The sequence below is a fragment of the Magnetococcales bacterium genome (genome assembly GCA_015228815.1).
Classification (GTDB): domain Bacteria; phylum Pseudomonadota; class Magnetococcia; order Magnetococcales; family UBA8363; genus UBA8363.
Map to the genome: position 1 here is coordinate 1 of JADGCV010000061.1, position 17,243 is coordinate 17,243.

General features: G+C 56.0%; 15 protein-coding genes. 10 read left to right on the forward strand and 5 right to left on the reverse strand.

All coding sequences use genetic code 11. The annotated features are described in order from the left end of the window. Nucleotides 1-785, reverse strand: a 785-nt coding sequence (locus HQL76_16785; GenBank protein MBF0110824.1) for an ankyrin repeat domain-containing protein, incomplete at its 3' end; no start/stop codon positions are given. 301 nt (nucleotides 786-1,086) lie between these two features. Between HQL76_16785 and hemL the strand changes: the two genes are divergently transcribed. From hemL to HQL76_16830, 9 genes are all read left to right on the forward strand, one after another. Beyond that, complete coding sequence (gene hemL / locus HQL76_16790) at nucleotides 1,087-2,376, forward strand: glutamate-1-semialdehyde 2,1-aminomutase (GenBank protein MBF0110825.1); 1,290 nt, start codon at nucleotides 1,087-1,089, stop codon at nucleotides 2,374-2,376. 193 nt (nucleotides 2,377-2,569) lie between these two features. Then, nucleotides 2,570-2,860: a hypothetical protein gene (locus tag HQL76_16795; GenBank protein ID MBF0110826.1), complete on the forward strand. Its 291-nt coding sequence runs from the start codon at nucleotides 2,570-2,572 to the stop codon at nucleotides 2,858-2,860. 141 nt (nucleotides 2,861-3,001) lie between these two features. After that, nucleotides 3,002-3,409, forward strand: a complete 408-nt coding sequence (gene flgB, locus HQL76_16800) for a flagellar basal body rod protein FlgB (protein MBF0110827.1) — start codon at nucleotides 3,002-3,004, stop codon at nucleotides 3,407-3,409. Between the two features lie 32 nt (nucleotides 3,410-3,441). Next, a complete protein-coding gene (gene flgC / locus HQL76_16805; GenBank protein ID MBF0110828.1) occupies nucleotides 3,442-3,867 on the forward strand; it encodes a flagellar basal body rod protein FlgC in 426 nt (141 codons plus the stop codon). 14 nt (nucleotides 3,868-3,881) lie between these two features. Further along, nucleotides 3,882-4,187, forward strand: coding sequence for a flagellar hook-basal body complex protein FliE (gene fliE / locus HQL76_16810; GenBank protein ID MBF0110829.1), 306 nt, complete (start codon nucleotides 3,882-3,884; stop codon nucleotides 4,185-4,187). A gap of 89 nt (nucleotides 4,188-4,276) precedes the next feature. Beyond that, nucleotides 4,277-5,929 (forward strand): flagellar M-ring protein FliF, encoded by a 1,653-nt coding sequence (gene fliF, locus HQL76_16815; protein ID MBF0110830.1) that lies wholly within the window; start codon nucleotides 4,277-4,279, stop codon nucleotides 5,927-5,929. 153 nt (nucleotides 5,930-6,082) lie between these two features. Then, nucleotides 6,083-7,117: a flagellar motor switch protein FliG gene (gene fliG, locus HQL76_16820; protein MBF0110831.1), complete on the forward strand. Its 1,035-nt coding sequence runs from the start codon at nucleotides 6,083-6,085 to the stop codon at nucleotides 7,115-7,117. A gap of 33 nt (nucleotides 7,118-7,150) precedes the next feature. Further along, nucleotides 7,151-8,359 carry a hypothetical protein gene (locus HQL76_16825; GenBank protein MBF0110832.1) on the forward strand — a complete coding sequence of 403 codons (1,209 nt, stop codon included), beginning with the start codon at nucleotides 7,151-7,153 and terminating at the stop codon, nucleotides 8,357-8,359. After that, a complete protein-coding gene (locus HQL76_16830; protein ID MBF0110833.1) occupies nucleotides 8,359-9,714 on the forward strand; it encodes a FliI/YscN family ATPase in 1,356 nt (451 codons plus the stop codon). Before HQL76_16825 ends, HQL76_16830 begins: the two co-directional genes overlap by 1 nt. 59 nt (nucleotides 9,715-9,773) lie before the next feature. Here the strand turns inward: HQL76_16830 and HQL76_16835 are convergent, their stop codons facing one another. Then, nucleotides 9,774-10,508 (reverse strand): SDR family NAD(P)-dependent oxidoreductase, encoded by a 735-nt coding sequence (locus HQL76_16835; GenBank protein MBF0110834.1) that lies wholly within the window; start codon nucleotides 10,506-10,508, stop codon nucleotides 9,774-9,776. A gap of 110 nt (nucleotides 10,509-10,618) precedes the next feature. Here HQL76_16835 and miaA point away from each other — a divergent pair, with 110 nt between their 5' ends. Then, the gene (miaA, locus tag HQL76_16840; protein ID MBF0110835.1) at nucleotides 10,619-11,590 is read left to right on the forward strand and encodes a tRNA (adenosine(37)-N6)-dimethylallyltransferase MiaA; all 972 of its coding nucleotides are present in this window, start codon (nucleotides 10,619-10,621) and stop codon (nucleotides 11,588-11,590) included. On the opposite strand, the gene HQL76_16845 is transcribed toward miaA, so the two are convergent. From HQL76_16845 to HQL76_16855, 3 genes are all read right to left on the reverse strand, one after another. After that, on the reverse strand, nucleotides 11,478-12,551 hold the full coding sequence (locus tag HQL76_16845) for a hypothetical protein (GenBank protein MBF0110836.1): 1,074 nt from the start codon (nucleotides 12,549-12,551) through the stop codon (nucleotides 11,478-11,480). The genes miaA and HQL76_16845 overlap by 113 nt on opposite strands. 84 nt (nucleotides 12,552-12,635) lie before the next feature. Continuing rightward, nucleotides 12,636-12,917 carry a hypothetical protein gene (locus tag HQL76_16850; GenBank protein MBF0110837.1) on the reverse strand — a complete coding sequence of 94 codons (282 nt, stop codon included), beginning with the start codon at nucleotides 12,915-12,917 and terminating at the stop codon, nucleotides 12,636-12,638. Nucleotides 12,918-12,950: 33 nt separating this feature from the next. Further along, nucleotides 12,951-17,243, reverse strand: a 4,293-nt coding sequence (locus HQL76_16855) for a hypothetical protein (protein MBF0110838.1), incomplete at its 5' end; no start/stop codon positions are given.

Sequence of the window (17,243 nt, forward strand, 5' to 3'; positions counted from 1 at the left end):
TCCCAGTGGGGGTTTGGGGGCGAAGCCCCCAATGTTTTTGACTTTGCCTTTGACTTTTTTGCCCGAAGGGCATCATGTTCTTCCAGCAAGGGGACGAGGTGCCCGAGGTCAAGGCGCAGCGCCAGTGCCGAAGCGGTTTCACCCTCCTGATCGGCGAGGGCGGGATCGGCCCCTGCCCGCAGCAGTTGCGAGATGAGTCCCAGGCTGTTGCGTTCCACGGCCAGATGCAGGGGTGGGCGTCCGGTGGGGGTTCGAGCGTTGACGTTGGTTCCCTTGGCGATCAACAGGGACGTTATGGCGTCATGGCCGAAGAAAATGGCGCAGTGGAGCGGCTGGTTTCCTTCAAGATTGACGATGTCCCAGCGGGCGCCATTGGCGAGCAGCAGCGTGGCCACCTCCAGATTGCCTTCCTGACAGGCCTGATAAAACGGGGTATCTCCGTAGCGGTCCCTGGCCTCGATGTCGGCGCCGTGACTGAGAAGAGTCCGTGCCACTTCCACATGGTTCCAGGAAGCGGCCCAGTGCAGCGGCGTTTCCAGATCGAGGTCGGTGGCGTCCACTTTGGCGCCGTGTTCCACCAGCATGAGGACCAGGGGGTGGTTGCCCCGGACCGTCGCCCAATGGAGCGGTGTCCAAAGGTAGTGGTCGGTGGCGTTGACATCGACGCCGGCGTGCAACAGGCGGAGTGCCAGTTTGTCCATCTCTTCCTGGATGGCCCGATGCAGTGGGGTCCAGCCCTCGCTGTCATGGGAATCAAGATGGCCCCCATGTTCGAGAGCGGTCATCACCTGTGATGGATCCCATCGATCCGTGTCATCGCTGGTCACATGTTTGCTCCCGGGAACATGATGCCCTTGGGGCATGTACGACTGAAGCCTGCGGTACAGCTTCAAACCATTCCGGGAAAACGATTCCCGGACCCATTTTCGATCAGACCTGAAATCCTGGGAATCGGTGCTGAAAAAACTTCTGAAAATTCCTGTCGAAGTGGCGATATTGATTTTATATTTGCATGAGTATTTCGTCAATGCGTGGGGTGGGTGTTTGTTTCCAATCAATCCTTTTATCGATGCCGCGGAAGGTGCCATGTCCAGATCGGAACATCTTTTTACCCAGGCCAGACGGTTGATTCCGGGGGGGGTCAATTCTCCGGTACGGGCCTTCAAGGCGGTGGGGGGGACCCCCGTGTTCATTCAGAGCGCCCAGGGGGCGTGGCTGATCGATGTCGATGGCCGCCGCTACATCGACTATGTCGGTTCGTGGGGACCGATGATCGTCGGGCACGCCCATCCCGAGGTGGTCGCTGCCGTCCTGGAGGCACTGCGCCGTGGCGCCTCTTTTGGCGCCCCGACCGAGGCGGAGGTCTTGCTTGCCGAGCGGATTACCCAAGAGGTGCCATCCATGGAAATGGTACGGCTGGTCAATTCGGGAACCGAGGCGACGATGAGTGCCGTTCGTCTGGCCCGGGCCGTTACCGGACGCGATGCCCTATTGATGTTCGAGGGGTGCTATCATGGTCATGGAGATGCCTTTCTGGCCAAGGCCGGTTCGGGATTGGCCACGTTCGGGGTTCCTTCATCGCCTGGGGTGCCACGGGCCACGGTGCAACAGACATGGACCCTTCCCTACAATGATCTTGATGGGGTGGCCGAACTTTTCGCGCGGCATGATGCGGACATTGCCGCCGTCATCGTCGAACCGGTTGCGGGAAACATGGGCTGCATTCTTCCCAAACCCGGTTTTCTCCAGGGGCTGGCGACGTTGTGCCGGCGTCATGGCGCCCTGTTGATCTTCGATGAGGTCATGACCGGATTCCGGGTCGCCCGTGGCGGGGCCCAGGCATATCATGGCATCACTCCCGACCTGACGACCCTGGGCAAGATTATCGGCGGCGGATTGCCCGTGGGGGCCTATGGTGGCCGACGGGACCTGATGGAACAGGTCGCCCCGGCGGGACCGGTGTATCAGGCGGGGACCCTTTCGGGCAATCCCCTGGCGACCGCGGCGGGTCTGGCGACGCTCGATCTGATCTCCCGGCCTGGTTTTTATGAAACCCTGGAATGGCGCGGCCAGCGTCTGGGCGATGGCGTGTCCACGGTTCTGACCAGCGCTGGCATTCCCCATGTCATCACCCGCGCCGGTTCCATGTTCGGGCTCTTCTTTACGGACAAACATCCACTGCATGACTTCGCCGATGCCCAAACCAGTGACTTGAACCGTTTTCGCAAATGGTTCCATGGCATGTTGAACGAGGGCGTTTATCTGGCCCCCAGCCAGTTCGAGGCGGGCTTCGTTTCCCAGGCCCATGACGACTCCGTGATCGATGCGACCATCGAGGCGGCCCGACGGGTGGCAAGGACCTTGATGGATGTTTGAGGAGTGGGCCGGGATCGGTCTTCTCATTCTGGTAACTGCCCAGGTACCCTCCGGGTTCAATTATTGAAAGAAAAAAGGGGTCTGTGGGATTGCCCCAAGGGTTTTGATTTTGTTTTTTACGCGCCATTTCACCCGAAGCAAGATTTCCGCGTGGTTTTTGCGGGAATCTTAACTATGACTGGGGCTTTTCTCGATGAAGACCATTCCCCTGACACCGGATACGGAAGCCCTGGCACGTCGTCTCGTCTGGTTCGAGGCGCCGGAAGAGGCCTTGTCGGATGCTTGTCGGTTCGTGGCGTATGCCTTGGCGCGCGCGACGCACGAGGATATGAAAATCTTGCGAAATTTCTTGAGTGATGATGACCTCAGGGAAGCCCTTGACCATGCGCCGCATGGAATCATCGACCCGCGTTCATGGGCTTATTGGAACGCCAAGGTCGGTCGTTATCCGGCGCCGCCTTTGCCGAAGCGCCCATTGGGTTGACGATCCTCTGCCTCCTCCGCTTCCTCCCCCTGGTTGACGACTCGAATTCGATAACCAGTCTTGGCATGCTCCATGCTTTTCTCATTGTTGCGTAAAAGGCGACGCAGGCCTTTCGCCAACGATTTGACATGGAGAAAAATCATGGCCGGACTGGGATTGCTGGGCCCCGCGGGGGCGTTCAAGACCAATCTTCTGAACTTGAGACATGAACGTCAGGAACTGATCGCGGCCAACGTAGCCAACGTCGATACCCCCGGATACAAGGCGATGCGTCTCGAATTCGAGGATGAGATGGCCAAGGCCCTGCCGCCTCCCGGTTCCCTTCCGGTTGCCCGGACCAGTGGCAAACACATGCCCGTTCCCTACGACGGTCCGGTGGCGGGGGAGATGCAGGCGGTGGAGATTCCCATTCCCAAGGGGGATCTCAACAGCGTCGATCTGGAACAGGAAATGGCGATGCAGGCGGCCAACCAACTGCTTTACAACTATGCCGCCCAATCGTTGAACGGTCAAATTTCCACCATGAGGATGGTGATCGAGGGACGCTGAAGTCAACGTTTCGGGCCAGGGAGATGTGACCGATGGATTTTCTCAATTCGTTTCGGGTGACCTCGTCGGGGTTGGCGGCAGAGCGGCTCAGGATGAACATCATTGCCGAGAACGTCGCCAACGCCCAGACCACCCGTACCGCCGAAGGGGGACCCTACAAGCGCAAGGATCCCATTTTCGCCGCCAAGCCGTTCAAGGAAATGCTGAGTCAGGAGGAGATTGCCGGGGCGACCGGGGTATCGGTCGAGCGCATCCAGGTGGACGAACGACCGCCGCGGATGCAGTACGACCCCAACCATCCCGATGCCAACGCCGATGGCTATGTTGCCATGCCCAACATCGACATGGTGACCGAGATGGTCAACATGATGTCGGCGAGTCGTTCCTACGAATCCAATGTAACCGTGCTCAACGCCTCCAAGGCCATGGCGCTCAAGGCCCTGGAAATCGGCAAATAAGGGAATCATGAATCATGAACATTCCATCGATCGGCCAGGTGACGCTTCCCAATCTGACCACGCTTTCGGCGGCGGGGACCCAGAATGGTGATCCCTGGGAGGAGTTTTCGGTCCTTCTGGGCCGCCAGATCAAGGAGACCGACCGGATGGAGAAGCGGGCCAAGGATTTGAGCGAGCGGGCGCTGTTGGGCAATGCGGGGGTGAGCATTCATGAAGCCCAGATTGCCGCCTCGGAAGCGGAACTCCATATGAGGTTGCTGCTTCAGGTACGCAACAAGGCTTTGGATGTGTATCGGGAAGTGATGAGCATGCCGGTTTGATGGCGTGATGTCGGTCATCGATGCCGGCGCCGGTTTACAAACGTGAAACGGACGAGACCATTCCAATAAATTGAATATGAGGACAGACCATGGCTGAATCCGCGATATCCGCATCTCCACTTGCCGGTCGGAACGAGAGTCCGGCGGAAGCCTTCACGCGGTTTCTGGAGAATCTGCCCCTGGGTGGACGCAACGGGTTGATCGTGGCGATCATCGCCACCGTTATCGCGTTGACGGCCGTCATCTGGTTTGTCACCCGTCCCTCCTACAAGGTTCTTTTCTCGGGACTTCCGGAGGCGGAGGCGGGGAGGGTGGTCGAGGAACTCAACAAACTTAACGTTCCCTATCAGTTGGGTCTCGGTGGGAATTCCATTGAGGTCCCCGCCGACCGGGTCTATGACCTGCGCCTTGAAATGGCGACCCTCGGGCTGCCGAAGAAGGGGACGGGATTGGGGTTCGAGGTTTTCGATCAGGGCAATCTGGTGGGCATGACCGATTTCATGCAACGGACGAACTATCAACGGGCGTTGCAGGGGGAACTGGCCCGGACCATCGAAAGCATCGATGTGGTCAGCAAGGCCCGGGTCCATCTGGTTCTGCCCAAGCAATCGTTGTTTGTCACCGAGGAGCGTCCGGCGACGGCATCGGTGGTCATGGAACTGGTTCGTCCGTTGAACGCCCGGCAGGCGGAAGGGATTGTCCATCTGGTGGCGGCGGCGGTGGAGGGGCTGGATGAGTCGCAGGTGACGCTGTTGGATCACCAGGGCAATCTGGTCGCCGGAGGGCGGGAGGTCGCGGCGGATGGCCGAATGGCCGCGGACGAATCGATGGACATGCAAAAGCAGGTGGAAAAATCGTTGGAACTGCGTGCCCAGGCGATGCTTGACAAGATCATCGGCATCAATGCCAGCGGCATCAGCCGCAGCATCGTCCGGATCACCGCCGATCTGGATCTGGCCCGGGTGGAGCGTCAGGAGGAAATATTCAATCCCGATGGTCAGGTGGCCCGGAGCGAGCAGACTTCGACCGAGACCAGCAAGGGGGAATTTGGTGTCAGTGGCGCTCCGGGTGTTCGCCCCAACGATGCCAATGATCGCGGCGGTTCCGGGGGGTCGGGTTCCAATCAGGCTCGGTCGGTGGAACGTGAAACCATCAACTATGAAATTTCCAAGAAGGTTGAAAAAACCGTTCTTCCGGTGGGGACCATCCGGAGGCTGTCGATTGCCGTTCTGGTTGATGGCAAGATGGAGAAGCCGGAACAGGGGGATGGTCCGATGCAGTATGTCAAGCGGACCGAGGAGGAATTGAACGGCCTGAAGAAAATTGTCGAGCAGGCGGTGGGATTCCGGGCGGATCGGGGGGATACCATCGAGGTGTCGGAGACCCCGTTTGCTCCTCTGGTTTCCTCCGAGGAAGAGGGAATTCCCTTCTGGAAGACCCCGGCGTTCTGGATGCAGGTGGGTCTGGTGGCGGTCATTCTCCTGATTCTCTTCATTGTCCTGCGGCCCATGGTACAGAAACTTCTGCAAAACGAACTGTCCGCCGACACCAGTGGCGTCCCCGCGGCGGTTGCCGAACTGGAAGAGCAACTCCTGGCGGAAGGGATCGGCACGTTGCCGACGGAACAACCGATTCGCATGCGGGTTCCCGATCGCAACATCAAGCTGACCTCGCAGATGATCACCGAACATGTGGAGGATGCCCGGGAGATCATCCGTTCGTGGCTGGCTTTGGAATCCTGATGGGGTGTGGATGGGGCCAGGACTGTTCCTTAAGTCCGGCGCGAGGCAAGGTTGGTTGAGGTTGGGTGTAGGTAATCGGGTTGGAATCAATCGCGCAAAGGTAGAGATCACGTCATGGCAGAGACAATCGTTTGGCCGGGGAATTCCTCGGAAGTGAAAAAATCCACACCCCGACGTGTCCGTTTGAGTGGCAAGGAGAAGGCGGCGGTCTTTTTATTGTCGCTGCCGGATGCCGATTCCAAGAAGATCATGGAGGGATTGCAGGAGGATGAAATCCGGGAAATTTCCCGGACCATTTCGCGGATGGGGGTGATGTCGCAGGATGTGGTTCAGGCGGTGCGGCAGGAATTTCTCGACAAGTTCGAGTTGCAGCAGTTCGATGTCCGTGGCGGCATGGGGAAGGTGAAGGACCTGGTGATGAAGGCCCTGGGCAAGGAGAAGGGGCGGCAGTTGCTCAAGGAGTTGCAGCAGGGGCCGAAGAATACCCCCTGGGAGATTCTCAACTCCATGGAACCGACGCTTGTGGCAACTTTTCTGGCCAACGAGCATCCGCAGAGCATTGCCCTGATCCTGTCGCAATTGCAACTGGAACAGGCTTCGTTCGTCATCGATTTTCTGGCCCACGACATCCAGCAGGAGGTGGTCTATCGCATGGCGCGCCTGGGAAATCTGCCACCCGGGGCGCTGATGGACATCGAGGAATCGTTGTTGACCGAACTCAACGCCCTGGGGGCGACCCGTGGCAGCTATGCCCAGGAGGGTGGTGGTGGTGTCAAGAAGGTGGCGGAACTGCTCAACATGATGAGCCGGGACCTTTCGGACAAGCTGTTGGCCTATCTCGACGAGGAGGACAATCCCCTGGCCGAGGAGGTGCGCAAGGAGATGTTCCTGTTCGAGGACCTCTTGCTCATGGACGACAAGAGCTTCCAGACGTTGTTGCGGGAAATTTCCAACGACGAGCTGCTTTCGGCGCTCAAGGGGGCCGACGATCGCCTCAAGGAGAAGTTCTTCCTCAACATGTCGGAGCGGGCGGCGGAAATGTTGCGCGAGGACCTGGAGATGATGGGACCGGTCAAGGTATCCGATGTCGAGGCGGCGCAGCAGGGGATTCTCAAGATTGCCAGAAAACTGGAATCGGAAGGGGCGATTGTCATCATGGGCAAGGGTTCCGACGACGTGGTCCTGTAAGCGTCGGACATTGGGATAAAAGGGAGTCAGGCCATGGTGTCGGCTGGTGGTGCGTTGATTCGAAACGAGGAAAGCCAGGGCGATCTGTTGCGCCGATTGCTCTATACCGACCTGTTGGAACAACAGGAGCAGGCGGGCGAAAAAGGGGAAACCTTCATCCGCTACATGCCCAATGGCCGTCTCCCCGAGATCCGGCGCAAGGTCGAGGTCGTTGCGGTTCCTCTCGAGGAAATCCACGCGCGGCGCATGGAGGAGATGGAGCGCGAACTCTATCAGAAGGTCTATGCCGAGGCCCAACAGGCGGGTCTGGAGATTGGCGAACAGAAGATGCGCCAGGAGATCAACCGGGTCCTGCCGCAATTGGAGAGTCTGTTGCGGTCGCTGGATGGATTGCCGGAACGAATTTTTGCCGCCTCGGAACGTTTTCTGGTCGAGACCTGCCTGATGTTGACGCGGGAACTTCTGGCGCATGAACTGAGCGTTCATCCCGAGGAGATTACCCATCGGATCCGGAGAATTCTCAAGAACGCCGCCGGACGGCGGGAGATCGTGTTGCGCATTGCCCCGGAGATTTACGAGATCATCAAGGAGTGCAATCAATTTCCGGGTGTTCGTCTGGAGGCCGACGCGGGTGTGAAGCCGGGATCGGTGGTCATGGAGAGTGATTTCGGCGGATTGGAGGATCTGATCGAGGAACAGTTGCAGGCGGTGGAGATGCAAATCCGGAAGTTTTTGCAACAAAGGCTGTCGGCGGGTCCCCATGCCGATCTGGCCGATGGCGCCGCGACTCGGGCGATTCGTTCCCTGGAGGCGGAGCGTCCGCCATTGGCGGTTCAGGGATTGGCGGCGATGGCGGCAGCGGCACGGGCGGCGGCGCTGGCGGTCCCCGACGAAGCTCCGATGGATGATGTGAACGAGCACTCTGGGCTGGAATCGGATCTGGAAGAGGGACTGGAGTCGGTGGCTCTGGAACCGGAGGAGGGGACGGAAGCGGCGGGGCTGGAAGATGAATGGGAGAAAGAATTGGCGTCGGCGGGTCTGAAACCGGGTATGGACGAGGATCTGGCTCCCTCGGGACCGGAGATGGATCGGGAAGGGGAACTGGAGGTTTCAGGGTTGGACGAGGGTGAATTGGCGACCGAATTGGAGGAACCTGGGGAAGATTATGGCCTGGACCCGGAGTTTGCGGGGTTGATCGAAGCCCTGGAAGCCCAACGGGAGAAGAACGGGGGCCAGTCATGATGACCTCGGGGCAGATTCCTTGGGAGGAATATGGCAACAATGCCCGGATGGGGCTTGGCTTGCGCCGGGTGGGTCGGGTGTCCCAGGTGGTGGGTCTTTTGATCGAGGGGACGGGACCGGCGGCTTCGATCGGGGATCTGTGCGAGGTGTTGCCCGAGGGGGAAGGGGAGCCGCTCAAGGCGGAGGTGGTTGGATTTCGTAATAATTCATTGTTGTTGATGCCGTTGGGCTCGCTCAAGGGGGTCCATCCGGGCAGTGTCATCGTTTCCGAGAGCCAGTCGGAAAAGGTGGGGGTTGGTCCGGAACTGTTGGGGCGGGTTTTGGGCCCCTTGGGTCAACCCATCGACAATGGGCCGCCGATACACACCCACGAATGGACACCGCTCTATTCCGATCCCATCAATCCCATGTTGCGGCGGCGGATCGATCAACCGTTGGACATCGGCATTCGTGCCATCAATGCCTTGTTGACCCTGGGACGGGGACAACGGATCGGCATTTTTTCCGGATCGGGCGTTGGCAAGAGCACGCTGCTTGGGATGATGGCGCGGTATACCGAGGCGGATGTCAACGTCATCGGCCTGGTTGGCGAGCGGGGACGGGAGGTGGTGGAGTTTCTGGAAAAGGATTTGGGGCCGGAAGGGATGTCGCGGTCGGTGGTGGTGGTGGCCACCTCGGACCAACCGCCGTTATTGCGGTTGCGGGCGGCCTTTCTGGCGACCGCCATTGCCGAATATTTTCGCGCCAGGGAGCAGCATGTCTTGTTGCTGATGGATTCGGTGACCCGATTTGCAATGGCGCAGCGGGAGATTGGTCTGGCCCGAGGTGAACCGCCGACGAGTCGTGGTTATCCCCCCTCGACCTTCATGCTGTTGCCGCGTTTGTTGGAACGGGCGGGACGCGACCAGGGGCATGGGTCGATCACCGGGCTCTATACGGTATTGATGGAGGGAGATGACCTTCAGGATCCGATCGTCGATGCGGTGCGCGGTATTCTGGACGGGCATTTTGTTTTGTCACGGGATTTGGCTTCGGCCAACCATTATCCGGCGTTGGATGTCCTGGCATCGATTTCGCGGCTCATGACCGACCTGGTGGACGAGGAGCAGATTCGCTGGGCCGGTCAGGTCCGCGAATCCCTGGCCGCCTATGTCCGCGCCGAGGACATGATCAACATTGGCGCCTATGTCGCCGGTAGCAACCCGCGCATCGACCGGGCGATCCAATTGATCGAGCCGATCCGCGCTTTCCTGCGGCAGCCGGTGCGCGAGGGGTGTCCCATGGCGGAGAGTATCTCCATGATGACCCAGATCTTCAGCGCCAAACCGCCCGGTGGGGTCAAGGGGCTGAGATAGAGTTATTAAAGTGCTTCATATTGTTTAACCTTATGGTTTTGTGATGACAGTCGTCACCATCAGGGACTGGGCTGCCAGGTCAACCAATCGCGGGCGTTAAGGTGCTGGCCGTGGACATCTCTTGAGCAATCGGATGCAAGGTAGAGAAAGACACGGGCCACCTGTTCCGGGGTAGGCAAGGTGGCGGGATTTTCTCCGGGGAAGGCCTGAGCGCGCATGGTGGTGGCGGTGGCGCCGGGGTTGACGGTATTGAAGCGGATTGACGGTTGGGAAAATTCCCCGGCCCAGGTTTCCGTCAGGTTGGCAAGCGCTGCTTTCGATGCGGCGTAGGCGCCCCAGAAGGCTCGCCCCTGGTGTGCCACTCCAGAGACAACATTGATGACCGAGGCGGATGGACTGCGTTTTAAAAGGGGGAGCAGTTCGCGGGTGAGAAAGAAGGGGGCGGTGACGTTGATTCGGAAAACCTGTTCCCACAGGACGGCTTCGTAATGTTCCAGGGGTGTCAGGGTTCCGAGCGTTGCGGCGTTGTTGACCAGCAGGTCCAGGCGTCCGAAGCGATCATTCAGCGCCGCGACCACCTCGGGGACGCGAGCGAGGCCATTTTCAAGGTCGAGGGGGGCGATGCTCGAACGACCGCCGGCGTCGCCGATACGATCCGAGGTTTCTTCCAGACGGCTTTGGGTTCGTCCCAGGAGGATGACCCAGGCCCCCTCGCGGGCGAAAAGTTCCGCGACCGCCCGACCGATGCCCGACCCTGCCCCGGTGACCAGGGCGATTTTCTCTTTGAGCAACATGGCGCCTCTCTTTCACGATCCTTGACGCGATACCGCAGGATGATGGTCGTGCCGGATCCGATCCGGACAGAGTACCTTCCGTTGCGAATTATCCAAGGAAACTTCGGTTCATGAGCGATTTTTTTTCACCGGATGTGCCAGAGGGGGCATCCCTGGGGCCGGTGGTGTTTCTCATGGGCCCCACGGCTTCGGGAAAAAGTGCTCTGGGTATGGCGTTGGCCCGGCAGTATGGCATGGAAATCGTCAACGCCGATTCGGTGCAGATCTATCGTGGATTTGATTTGGGGTCGGCCAAGCCGACATGGGAGGAACGGGAAGCGGTTCGGCATCATTTACTGGATGTCGTGGCGCCGCCGGAGGTTTATTCCGCCGACCGTTATCGTGCCGATGCCTGGAAGGTCATCGCTGATTGCCATGCGAGACAGGTCGTTCCTTTGTTTGTTGGCGGGAGTGGACTTTATTTCCGCGCCGTGGAACGGGGTTTGGCCTGTATGCCTTCCATTGATCCAGCGATTCGGCAGGTTCTTCGCGAGGAGGGGGGACGATTTGGCTGGCCCCGTCTTCACGAACGCTTGACACGCCTGGACCCGGAACTGGCGCAACGCATCAAGGAAAACGATTCGCAGAGGATCAGCCAGGGTTTGGCCGTCGTTTTGGCGACCGGCATTCCCCTGAGTCGGTGGCAACGGCAGCAGCCGACGCCGCCTTCCTGGCCGATCCTCAAACTGGCGCTTCAGTGGCCACGCGAAACACTCTATCGACGGATCGAGGCTCGCTTTGACGACATGCTCGAACGTGGTCTTTTGCGGGAGGTCCAATCCTTGTGGCAGGCAGGGTTTGATCGGGAACATCCCGCCATGAAGGCGGTCGGCTATCGGCAATTGTTTGCCTTTTTTGATGGCCTTTGTCCCCTGGAGGAGGCAGTGGCACGGGCCAAGATGGAAAGCCGTCGCTATGCCAAACGGCAGATCACTTGGTTGAACAGGGAGGCTGGTTTGCTTGGGGTTCCCTGGAACGAGGGAGCGTTCCAGGGGTTGGCGAAGGTGGCCGAGTTTCTTGAACGGCATTTTTTTTATCTTTAGGTGTTTTATTTGGAGATGCCGGGTCTTTTTCTTTATTTTTGCATTGATCGGGGAGAGACTCTCCTTGAGGTCTTTTGCTTACTTCTTTGAATAAATCAAGTGGGAACTGTGATATGGTAGTTATCCTCTGGAATGTTTCAATGGTGTCATCCAATGGGATGGAATCGTCCTTCAGCAGTAACGATCTTTTGAACTGTTCTCGTTCCTCCACATTCTTCTCTTTGCATTTTAGTTTTTTATTGCCATTGTGACTATTGCATTCATCCTCTATTTCTTTCATAATGTTTTCGTCAAGTTCATTCAGGTTTTCAATTCCATTATCTATTGTTGGATCGAGCAACGCATAGATATATTGTCCTGTTGAAATAATTTCAAAATAACACCCATTTTTAAGGCGTATTAAAGTAGGGTCATTGGAATCTTCTTTCAGTGTTACGTTCAACCTTCTCAAGTAGGAGTTACGATCGTAGATTTCTGAGAAAAAACGTGTACGTGCCATGTTTTCATATTGAGACGATCCAAGAGCGAATGTAAAAAATGCCAATGGGATTATCATGGTAACGCCAAATATTTGAATAGACGTTCGTCCATTCTTGTTGCAATAATATTCGACAACAAATAGAGAATATATTATAGTTATAATAAACATTATGAATAGGGAAGAAAGATCTTTAAATCGGAAAAGCATTGCCGAACGATAGGCTAGTAGATGCATAGGTATTGAAATTTCTGTGAAATCGATGCCGTAGAGATGGTAGAGAGAATAATAATATTTAGTCGAAAGACCAAAACTTAATATGGAAATAAAAGTGAATATTCCAACCGAAACTCCAGCAAGGATATTATATCGCTCGCAGTCGGACGGTTCGTGTGTTCCAGGTAAGAATATATTTCTTAAGTATTTAAAAAATGAACGCATTTTTCCTTGAAGGCATCTAATAAGATCAATAGTACATCCCATTGTTTGATCTCCGAATGATAGCGCATAGCTTCTCAAATATGGTAGCTATGCGCTATTATCATGAAAAAGTGTTATATATTAATATTATTGTGTACCATAACTTTCACTAGTGCTGCTATTCTTGTTATTAAGATCATTAACAGCAGGAAGCTTTGTACAATAGCCTACATTTGAGAAATATCTTTGTCTATTGCTTATTAATTTTTCTCTTTTATGTTCGCCATTTTTACACTTAACTTCTGTTTCCAAGATCTCGCAATCATCATCAACTACATTGCACTCATAATCTGTAATTACTCCTCCTCTGGCAGTTAGTGGAAAGATGATGGCCAGTGGAACGATAAGTTTCACGATCAAAGTATGCATGGTCTCGCAATCCTGGAAAATTGGTTATCGACTTTATTTTTTGCGCGTCCTGAATATATAGGGTATCTGTTCTTTTTTATCTTTAGTAGCATCCGAGTAGGAAACTTTTGGATCATAGATCCCGTCGGAAGAATTCGACAAGACCCATCCACGGTATCTGTCTTGAATTATCTTGAAGACTGACATGGCGGTTGAATATTCCTCAGGCGCAAGACTTAATATGACTAAAGCATCACGCAAGGACTGGGAAAAAAATGTTGGAAGTTCATTATTTTTATCATTGGAAACAGGAAGATTGGAAAATGGACGCACAGGCGTCATTGATTGTATTTCTGTTTTCTGTGCAGACATAATACTAGGTTGGCATGATTCTGGAATGACTAGTATTTCGGTATTGCTATTCAAGATGTGCTTTGCAGCATCTTTGATATCCTTCATAGATATTGCACCTTGCATGACATGATCGGTTCCAATAACTGAGTCACTTGCAAGCAAGTAGCTATCTCCCTCATGAATAAGACCATGGCCAGCAAAATATATAATCAGGTATTGTTTTTGATTTCCACTGATTGGGAATTTTCTAATGGTATCAAGAATATCATCTTTCGATTGTTTTATTTGAGGATCCTTTTTGGTATTCTGTGGATCTTTCTCGGTACTCTGTGGATCCATAAGCGTGACAACATGATAGCCAAAATTTTCGAATAATTTCGATAAAGTAGCAACACCATTTTCGGTGCCAGGCATATCTTTCCAGAATCTCATTTGGCCTTTCTGCAATTTTTCATGTTTCTCAACACCAATAATGACCATATGAAAGTCTGTTTTTGTGTTCGTTGTAGATTTCGACTTGGCAGGAATCTTTCTAAGAGTTGATTCTGGAATTGCGCCATTGCCGTTATTTATTTTTTCAATCATGTTTTCCATGGCTCTGTAGAGAACAGGATTTTTCGACGTATCCAGGATCCATTCCTTTCCGGAAGTCCGTTTGGGCAATAGGTCGAGCGAACCACGGTTCAGGTTGTCATAGGGACCGGGTTTTGTTTTTGGGGCGCCAAGGCCGGGAACGGTCAGACCGTTGAAGGTAAAATAACTCTGGGGTGTCGGAAAGGTGAAGATGGTTTCCGCAGCCGCCTGATGTTCTGTATCCAGATAGCGATAAAGACTTCGTGTGCTGTGAATTTCCCCGGTCAAGGCCCCTCCGGAACCGGTAAGCGTCGCATTCCAGACATCCAACTCGCCATTGATGCGACCGCCATTCGATTTGGTGAATTTGTCTTGAAGATCGTTTTTCGTATCGGCGGCGTTCAGGGGGGAATCGGGGATCCCCGCAAGAAGTTCGACATTCAGGAAATCATCGATTCCGCCAGTTCCATTTGCAGCGGAAATCTTGTTGAAGGTGATGTCGCCGCCATTGGTGGCAATGCGGAAAACAGGGGTGGTATCGAGTTCGGCGCACAGTGTGGCATTACAGAAATAACGGTCGCCAAGAGTGACAACCCTAAGATCACCAGCGGATGAGTTCTGGTGAAAACGGACATCCCCGCCACTGGTGGCGATACCCCCATGAACCGTGATCAGACCGCCATCAACCTGCAAACTGGCCAATGGGGTCGTCTGTCCAATGCTGGGAAGATCGATGGCGCCAGGGGTTGCGGATTGAGAGGCGGCATCAATGGTCAGAGAAACGTCCTGGGAAACGGACCTCAATAGTGACCTGTCCGACGACGCCGTTGCCACCAGAGCCCCGTCGATGCTGCCGGACTTTGAAAAGGTGATGTTCCCACCGCGACCGTTGGTCGGGGAAGAATCGGTGGAAATGGCAAGATTGTTTTCCAGAATGATTTTGCTGTTTTTTGAAAAATCGACGTTTCCGTGTGCGAGGATCTTGGTTCCAAAAATCGTGGTGTCGGTGGCTTCGACGGTCACGGAACCATCGCTGGATTGGGTGCCCGTGGCGGTGATATTGCCCAGCCTCATGGTGTTTCCTTTGGCCGTCACGCTTGCCGCGGTGAGGTCGTTGGGAAGCGTGACACTGCCTCCCTGACTGCCACTGGCATCAAACTTCAGGTGTGCATTGCTTGATTTCAGGGTGGTGGAACTTCCGAACGTGATCGATCCCGACGTCGATGTGGCGCCATCTCTGCCGGTATCGATTTGGAAGGTCCTGCCATCGACGGTCTCGACGGAGATGGTTTTACCGGTGCCCGAAAATTGAACATCGCTCCCTTCCGTGAAAATGTCTCCATGAAAAGTCATGGTCCCCGAATCGGAAAGTGATTTTATGCCACCGATCCGGGTCAGGGATCCCAGATCCCCTTTGAAGGTTGTATTGTTTCCGGACGCATCGATCAAGAGGGAATGATGTGTGCCGGCTTCGGAATCGATGGATGAATGGAACAGAATGGAGGCGCTTCCCGAGGAAAGTTCGGTGTTTGCCGACAAAGTGACCGCTTTGGCGAAAGAAATATCATCATTGGTCGTGGTGATGTTGCCGCCAAGGGTGACCGCGCCTGATCCGGTCTGGGTGAAGGAACCGTCCAGATTAAGCTTGATTCCCGATTTGATGGTCAGGAGTCCGGAATTGTTGACTTTGAGGGTTCCGGATGAAGCGGTGGTGACGGCCTCGTTGAAGGTGAAGGCGGTTCCGGTCAGGTCCAGTCCCGTGGCGGCGCTGCTGGTCACGGTCCCGCCGAAGGTTGTCGTCCCCGATCCCGCCGTTTGGGTCAGGGAGGCGATGTTCAAGGTGGAGCTGGTGGTGACATCAGTGGCGCTGACGATGGTGATGGCGCCCAGTGATTTGGTCGAGCCGACCGCCCCGGTAAAAAGAATGTTGCCCGTACCGGCGGTCAGTTTCAGGGTTTCGCTGCCCGAGGTGCCGTCGAGGGTATTGCCGAAGGTGATGGTGCCCGCCCCCGATCCCGTGGAAAATTCGGAGTTTGCCGTCAGTGTGACCGCTTTGGCGAAAGAAATGTCATCATTGGTGGTGGTGATGTTGCCGCCAAGGGTGACCGCGCCTGATCCGGTCTGGGTGAAGGAACCGTCAAGACCTGGATTGATCCCCGTTTTGAAGGTCAGGAGTCCGGAGTTGTTGACCTTGAGGGTTCCGGATGAAGCGGTGGTGATGGCCTCGTTGAAGGTGAAGGCGGTTCCGGTCAGATCCAGGCCGGTGGCGCTGCTGCTGGTCACGGCCCCGTCAAAGGTCGTCGTCCCCGATCCCGCCGTCTGGGTCAGGGAGGCGATGTTCAAGGTGGAGTTGGTGGTGACATTGGCGGCGCTGACGATGGTGATGGCCCCCGGCGCTTTGGTCGAACCGACCGCCCCGGTAAACAGGATGTTCCCTGTACCGGCAGTCAGTTTCAGGGTTTCGCTGCCCGAGGTGCCGTCGAGGGTGGTGTTGAACGTGATCGTGCCCGTCCCCGATCCCGTGGAAAGTTCGGTGTTGGCTGTCAGGGTGACCGCCTTGGCGAAGGAGATGTCATCATTGGAGGTGGTGATGTTGCCGCCGATGGCGACCGCACCCGCGCCGGTCTGGGTGAAGGAACCGTCCAGATTAAGGTTGATTCCCGAATTGATGGTCAGGAGCCCGGAGTTGTTGACCTTGAGGGTTCCGGATGAAGCGGTGGTGATGGAACCGTTGATAGTAAAGGCGGTTCCGGTCAGATCCAGGCCGGTGGCGGCGCTGCTGGTCACGGCCCCGCCGAAGGTCGTCGTCCCCGATCCTGCCGTCTGGGTCAGGGAGGCGATGTTCAAGGTGGAACTGGTGGTGACATCGGCGGCGCTGACGATGGTGATGGCGCCCAGTGATTTGGTCGAGCCGACCGCTCCGGTGAAAAGGATGTTGCCTGTACCGGCGGTCAGTTTCAGGGTTTCGCTGCCCGAGGTGCCGTCGAGGGTATTGCCGAAGGTGATGGTGCCCGCCCCCGATCCCGTGGAAAATTCGGAGTTTGCCGTCAGTGTGACCGCCTTGGCGAAAGAAATGTCATCATTGGTCGTGGTGATGTTGCCGCCAATGGTGAACGCACCCGCGCCGGTCTGGGTGAAGGCGCCGTCCGGATTGAGACTGATCCCCGTTTTGAAGGTCAGAAGCCCGGAATTATTGATTTTGATCGTTCCGGATGAAGCGGTGGTGACGGCCTCGTTGAAGGTGAAGGCGGTTCCGGTCAGGTCCAGTCCTGCGACGGCACTGCTGGTCACGGCCCCGCCAAAGGTTGTCGTCCCCGATCCCGCCGTCTGGGTCAGGGAGGCGATGTTCAGGGTGGAACTGGTGGTGACATCGGCGGCGCTGACGATGGTGATGGCGCCCAGTGATTTGGTCGAGCCGAC

Excerpts from the sequence above, each read along its gene's own strand:
- HQL76_16825 (MBF0110832.1), top strand. The coding sequence starts at position 7,151 with ATGGTGTCGGCTGGTGGTGCGTTGATTCGAAACGAGGAAAGCCAGGGC.
- flgC (MBF0110828.1), top strand. The coding sequence starts at position 3,442 with ATGGATTTTCTCAATTCGTTTCGGGTGACCTCGTCGGGGTTGGCGGCA.
- HQL76_16835 (MBF0110834.1), bottom strand. The coding sequence starts at position 10,508 with ATGTTGCTCAAAGAGAAAATCGCCCTGGTCACCGGGGCAGGGTCGGGC.
- fliE (MBF0110829.1), top strand. The coding sequence starts at position 3,882 with ATGAACATTCCATCGATCGGCCAGGTGACGCTTCCCAATCTGACCACG.
- miaA (MBF0110835.1), top strand. The coding sequence starts at position 10,619 with ATGAGCGATTTTTTTTCACCGGATGTGCCAGAGGGGGCATCCCTGGGG.
- HQL76_16850 (MBF0110837.1), bottom strand. The coding sequence starts at position 12,917 with ATGCATACTTTGATCGTGAAACTTATCGTTCCACTGGCCATCATCTTT.
- fliF (MBF0110830.1), top strand. The coding sequence starts at position 4,277 with ATGGCTGAATCCGCGATATCCGCATCTCCACTTGCCGGTCGGAACGAG.
- HQL76_16845 (MBF0110836.1), bottom strand. The coding sequence starts at position 12,551 with ATGGGATGTACTATTGATCTTATTAGATGCCTTCAAGGAAAAATGCGT.
- flgB (MBF0110827.1), top strand. The coding sequence starts at position 3,002 with ATGGCCGGACTGGGATTGCTGGGCCCCGCGGGGGCGTTCAAGACCAAT.
- HQL76_16795 (MBF0110826.1), top strand. The coding sequence starts at position 2,570 with ATGAAGACCATTCCCCTGACACCGGATACGGAAGCCCTGGCACGTCGT.
- hemL (MBF0110825.1), top strand. The coding sequence starts at position 1,087 with ATGTCCAGATCGGAACATCTTTTTACCCAGGCCAGACGGTTGATTCCG.
- HQL76_16830 (MBF0110833.1), top strand. The coding sequence starts at position 8,359 with ATGACCTCGGGGCAGATTCCTTGGGAGGAATATGGCAACAATGCCCGG.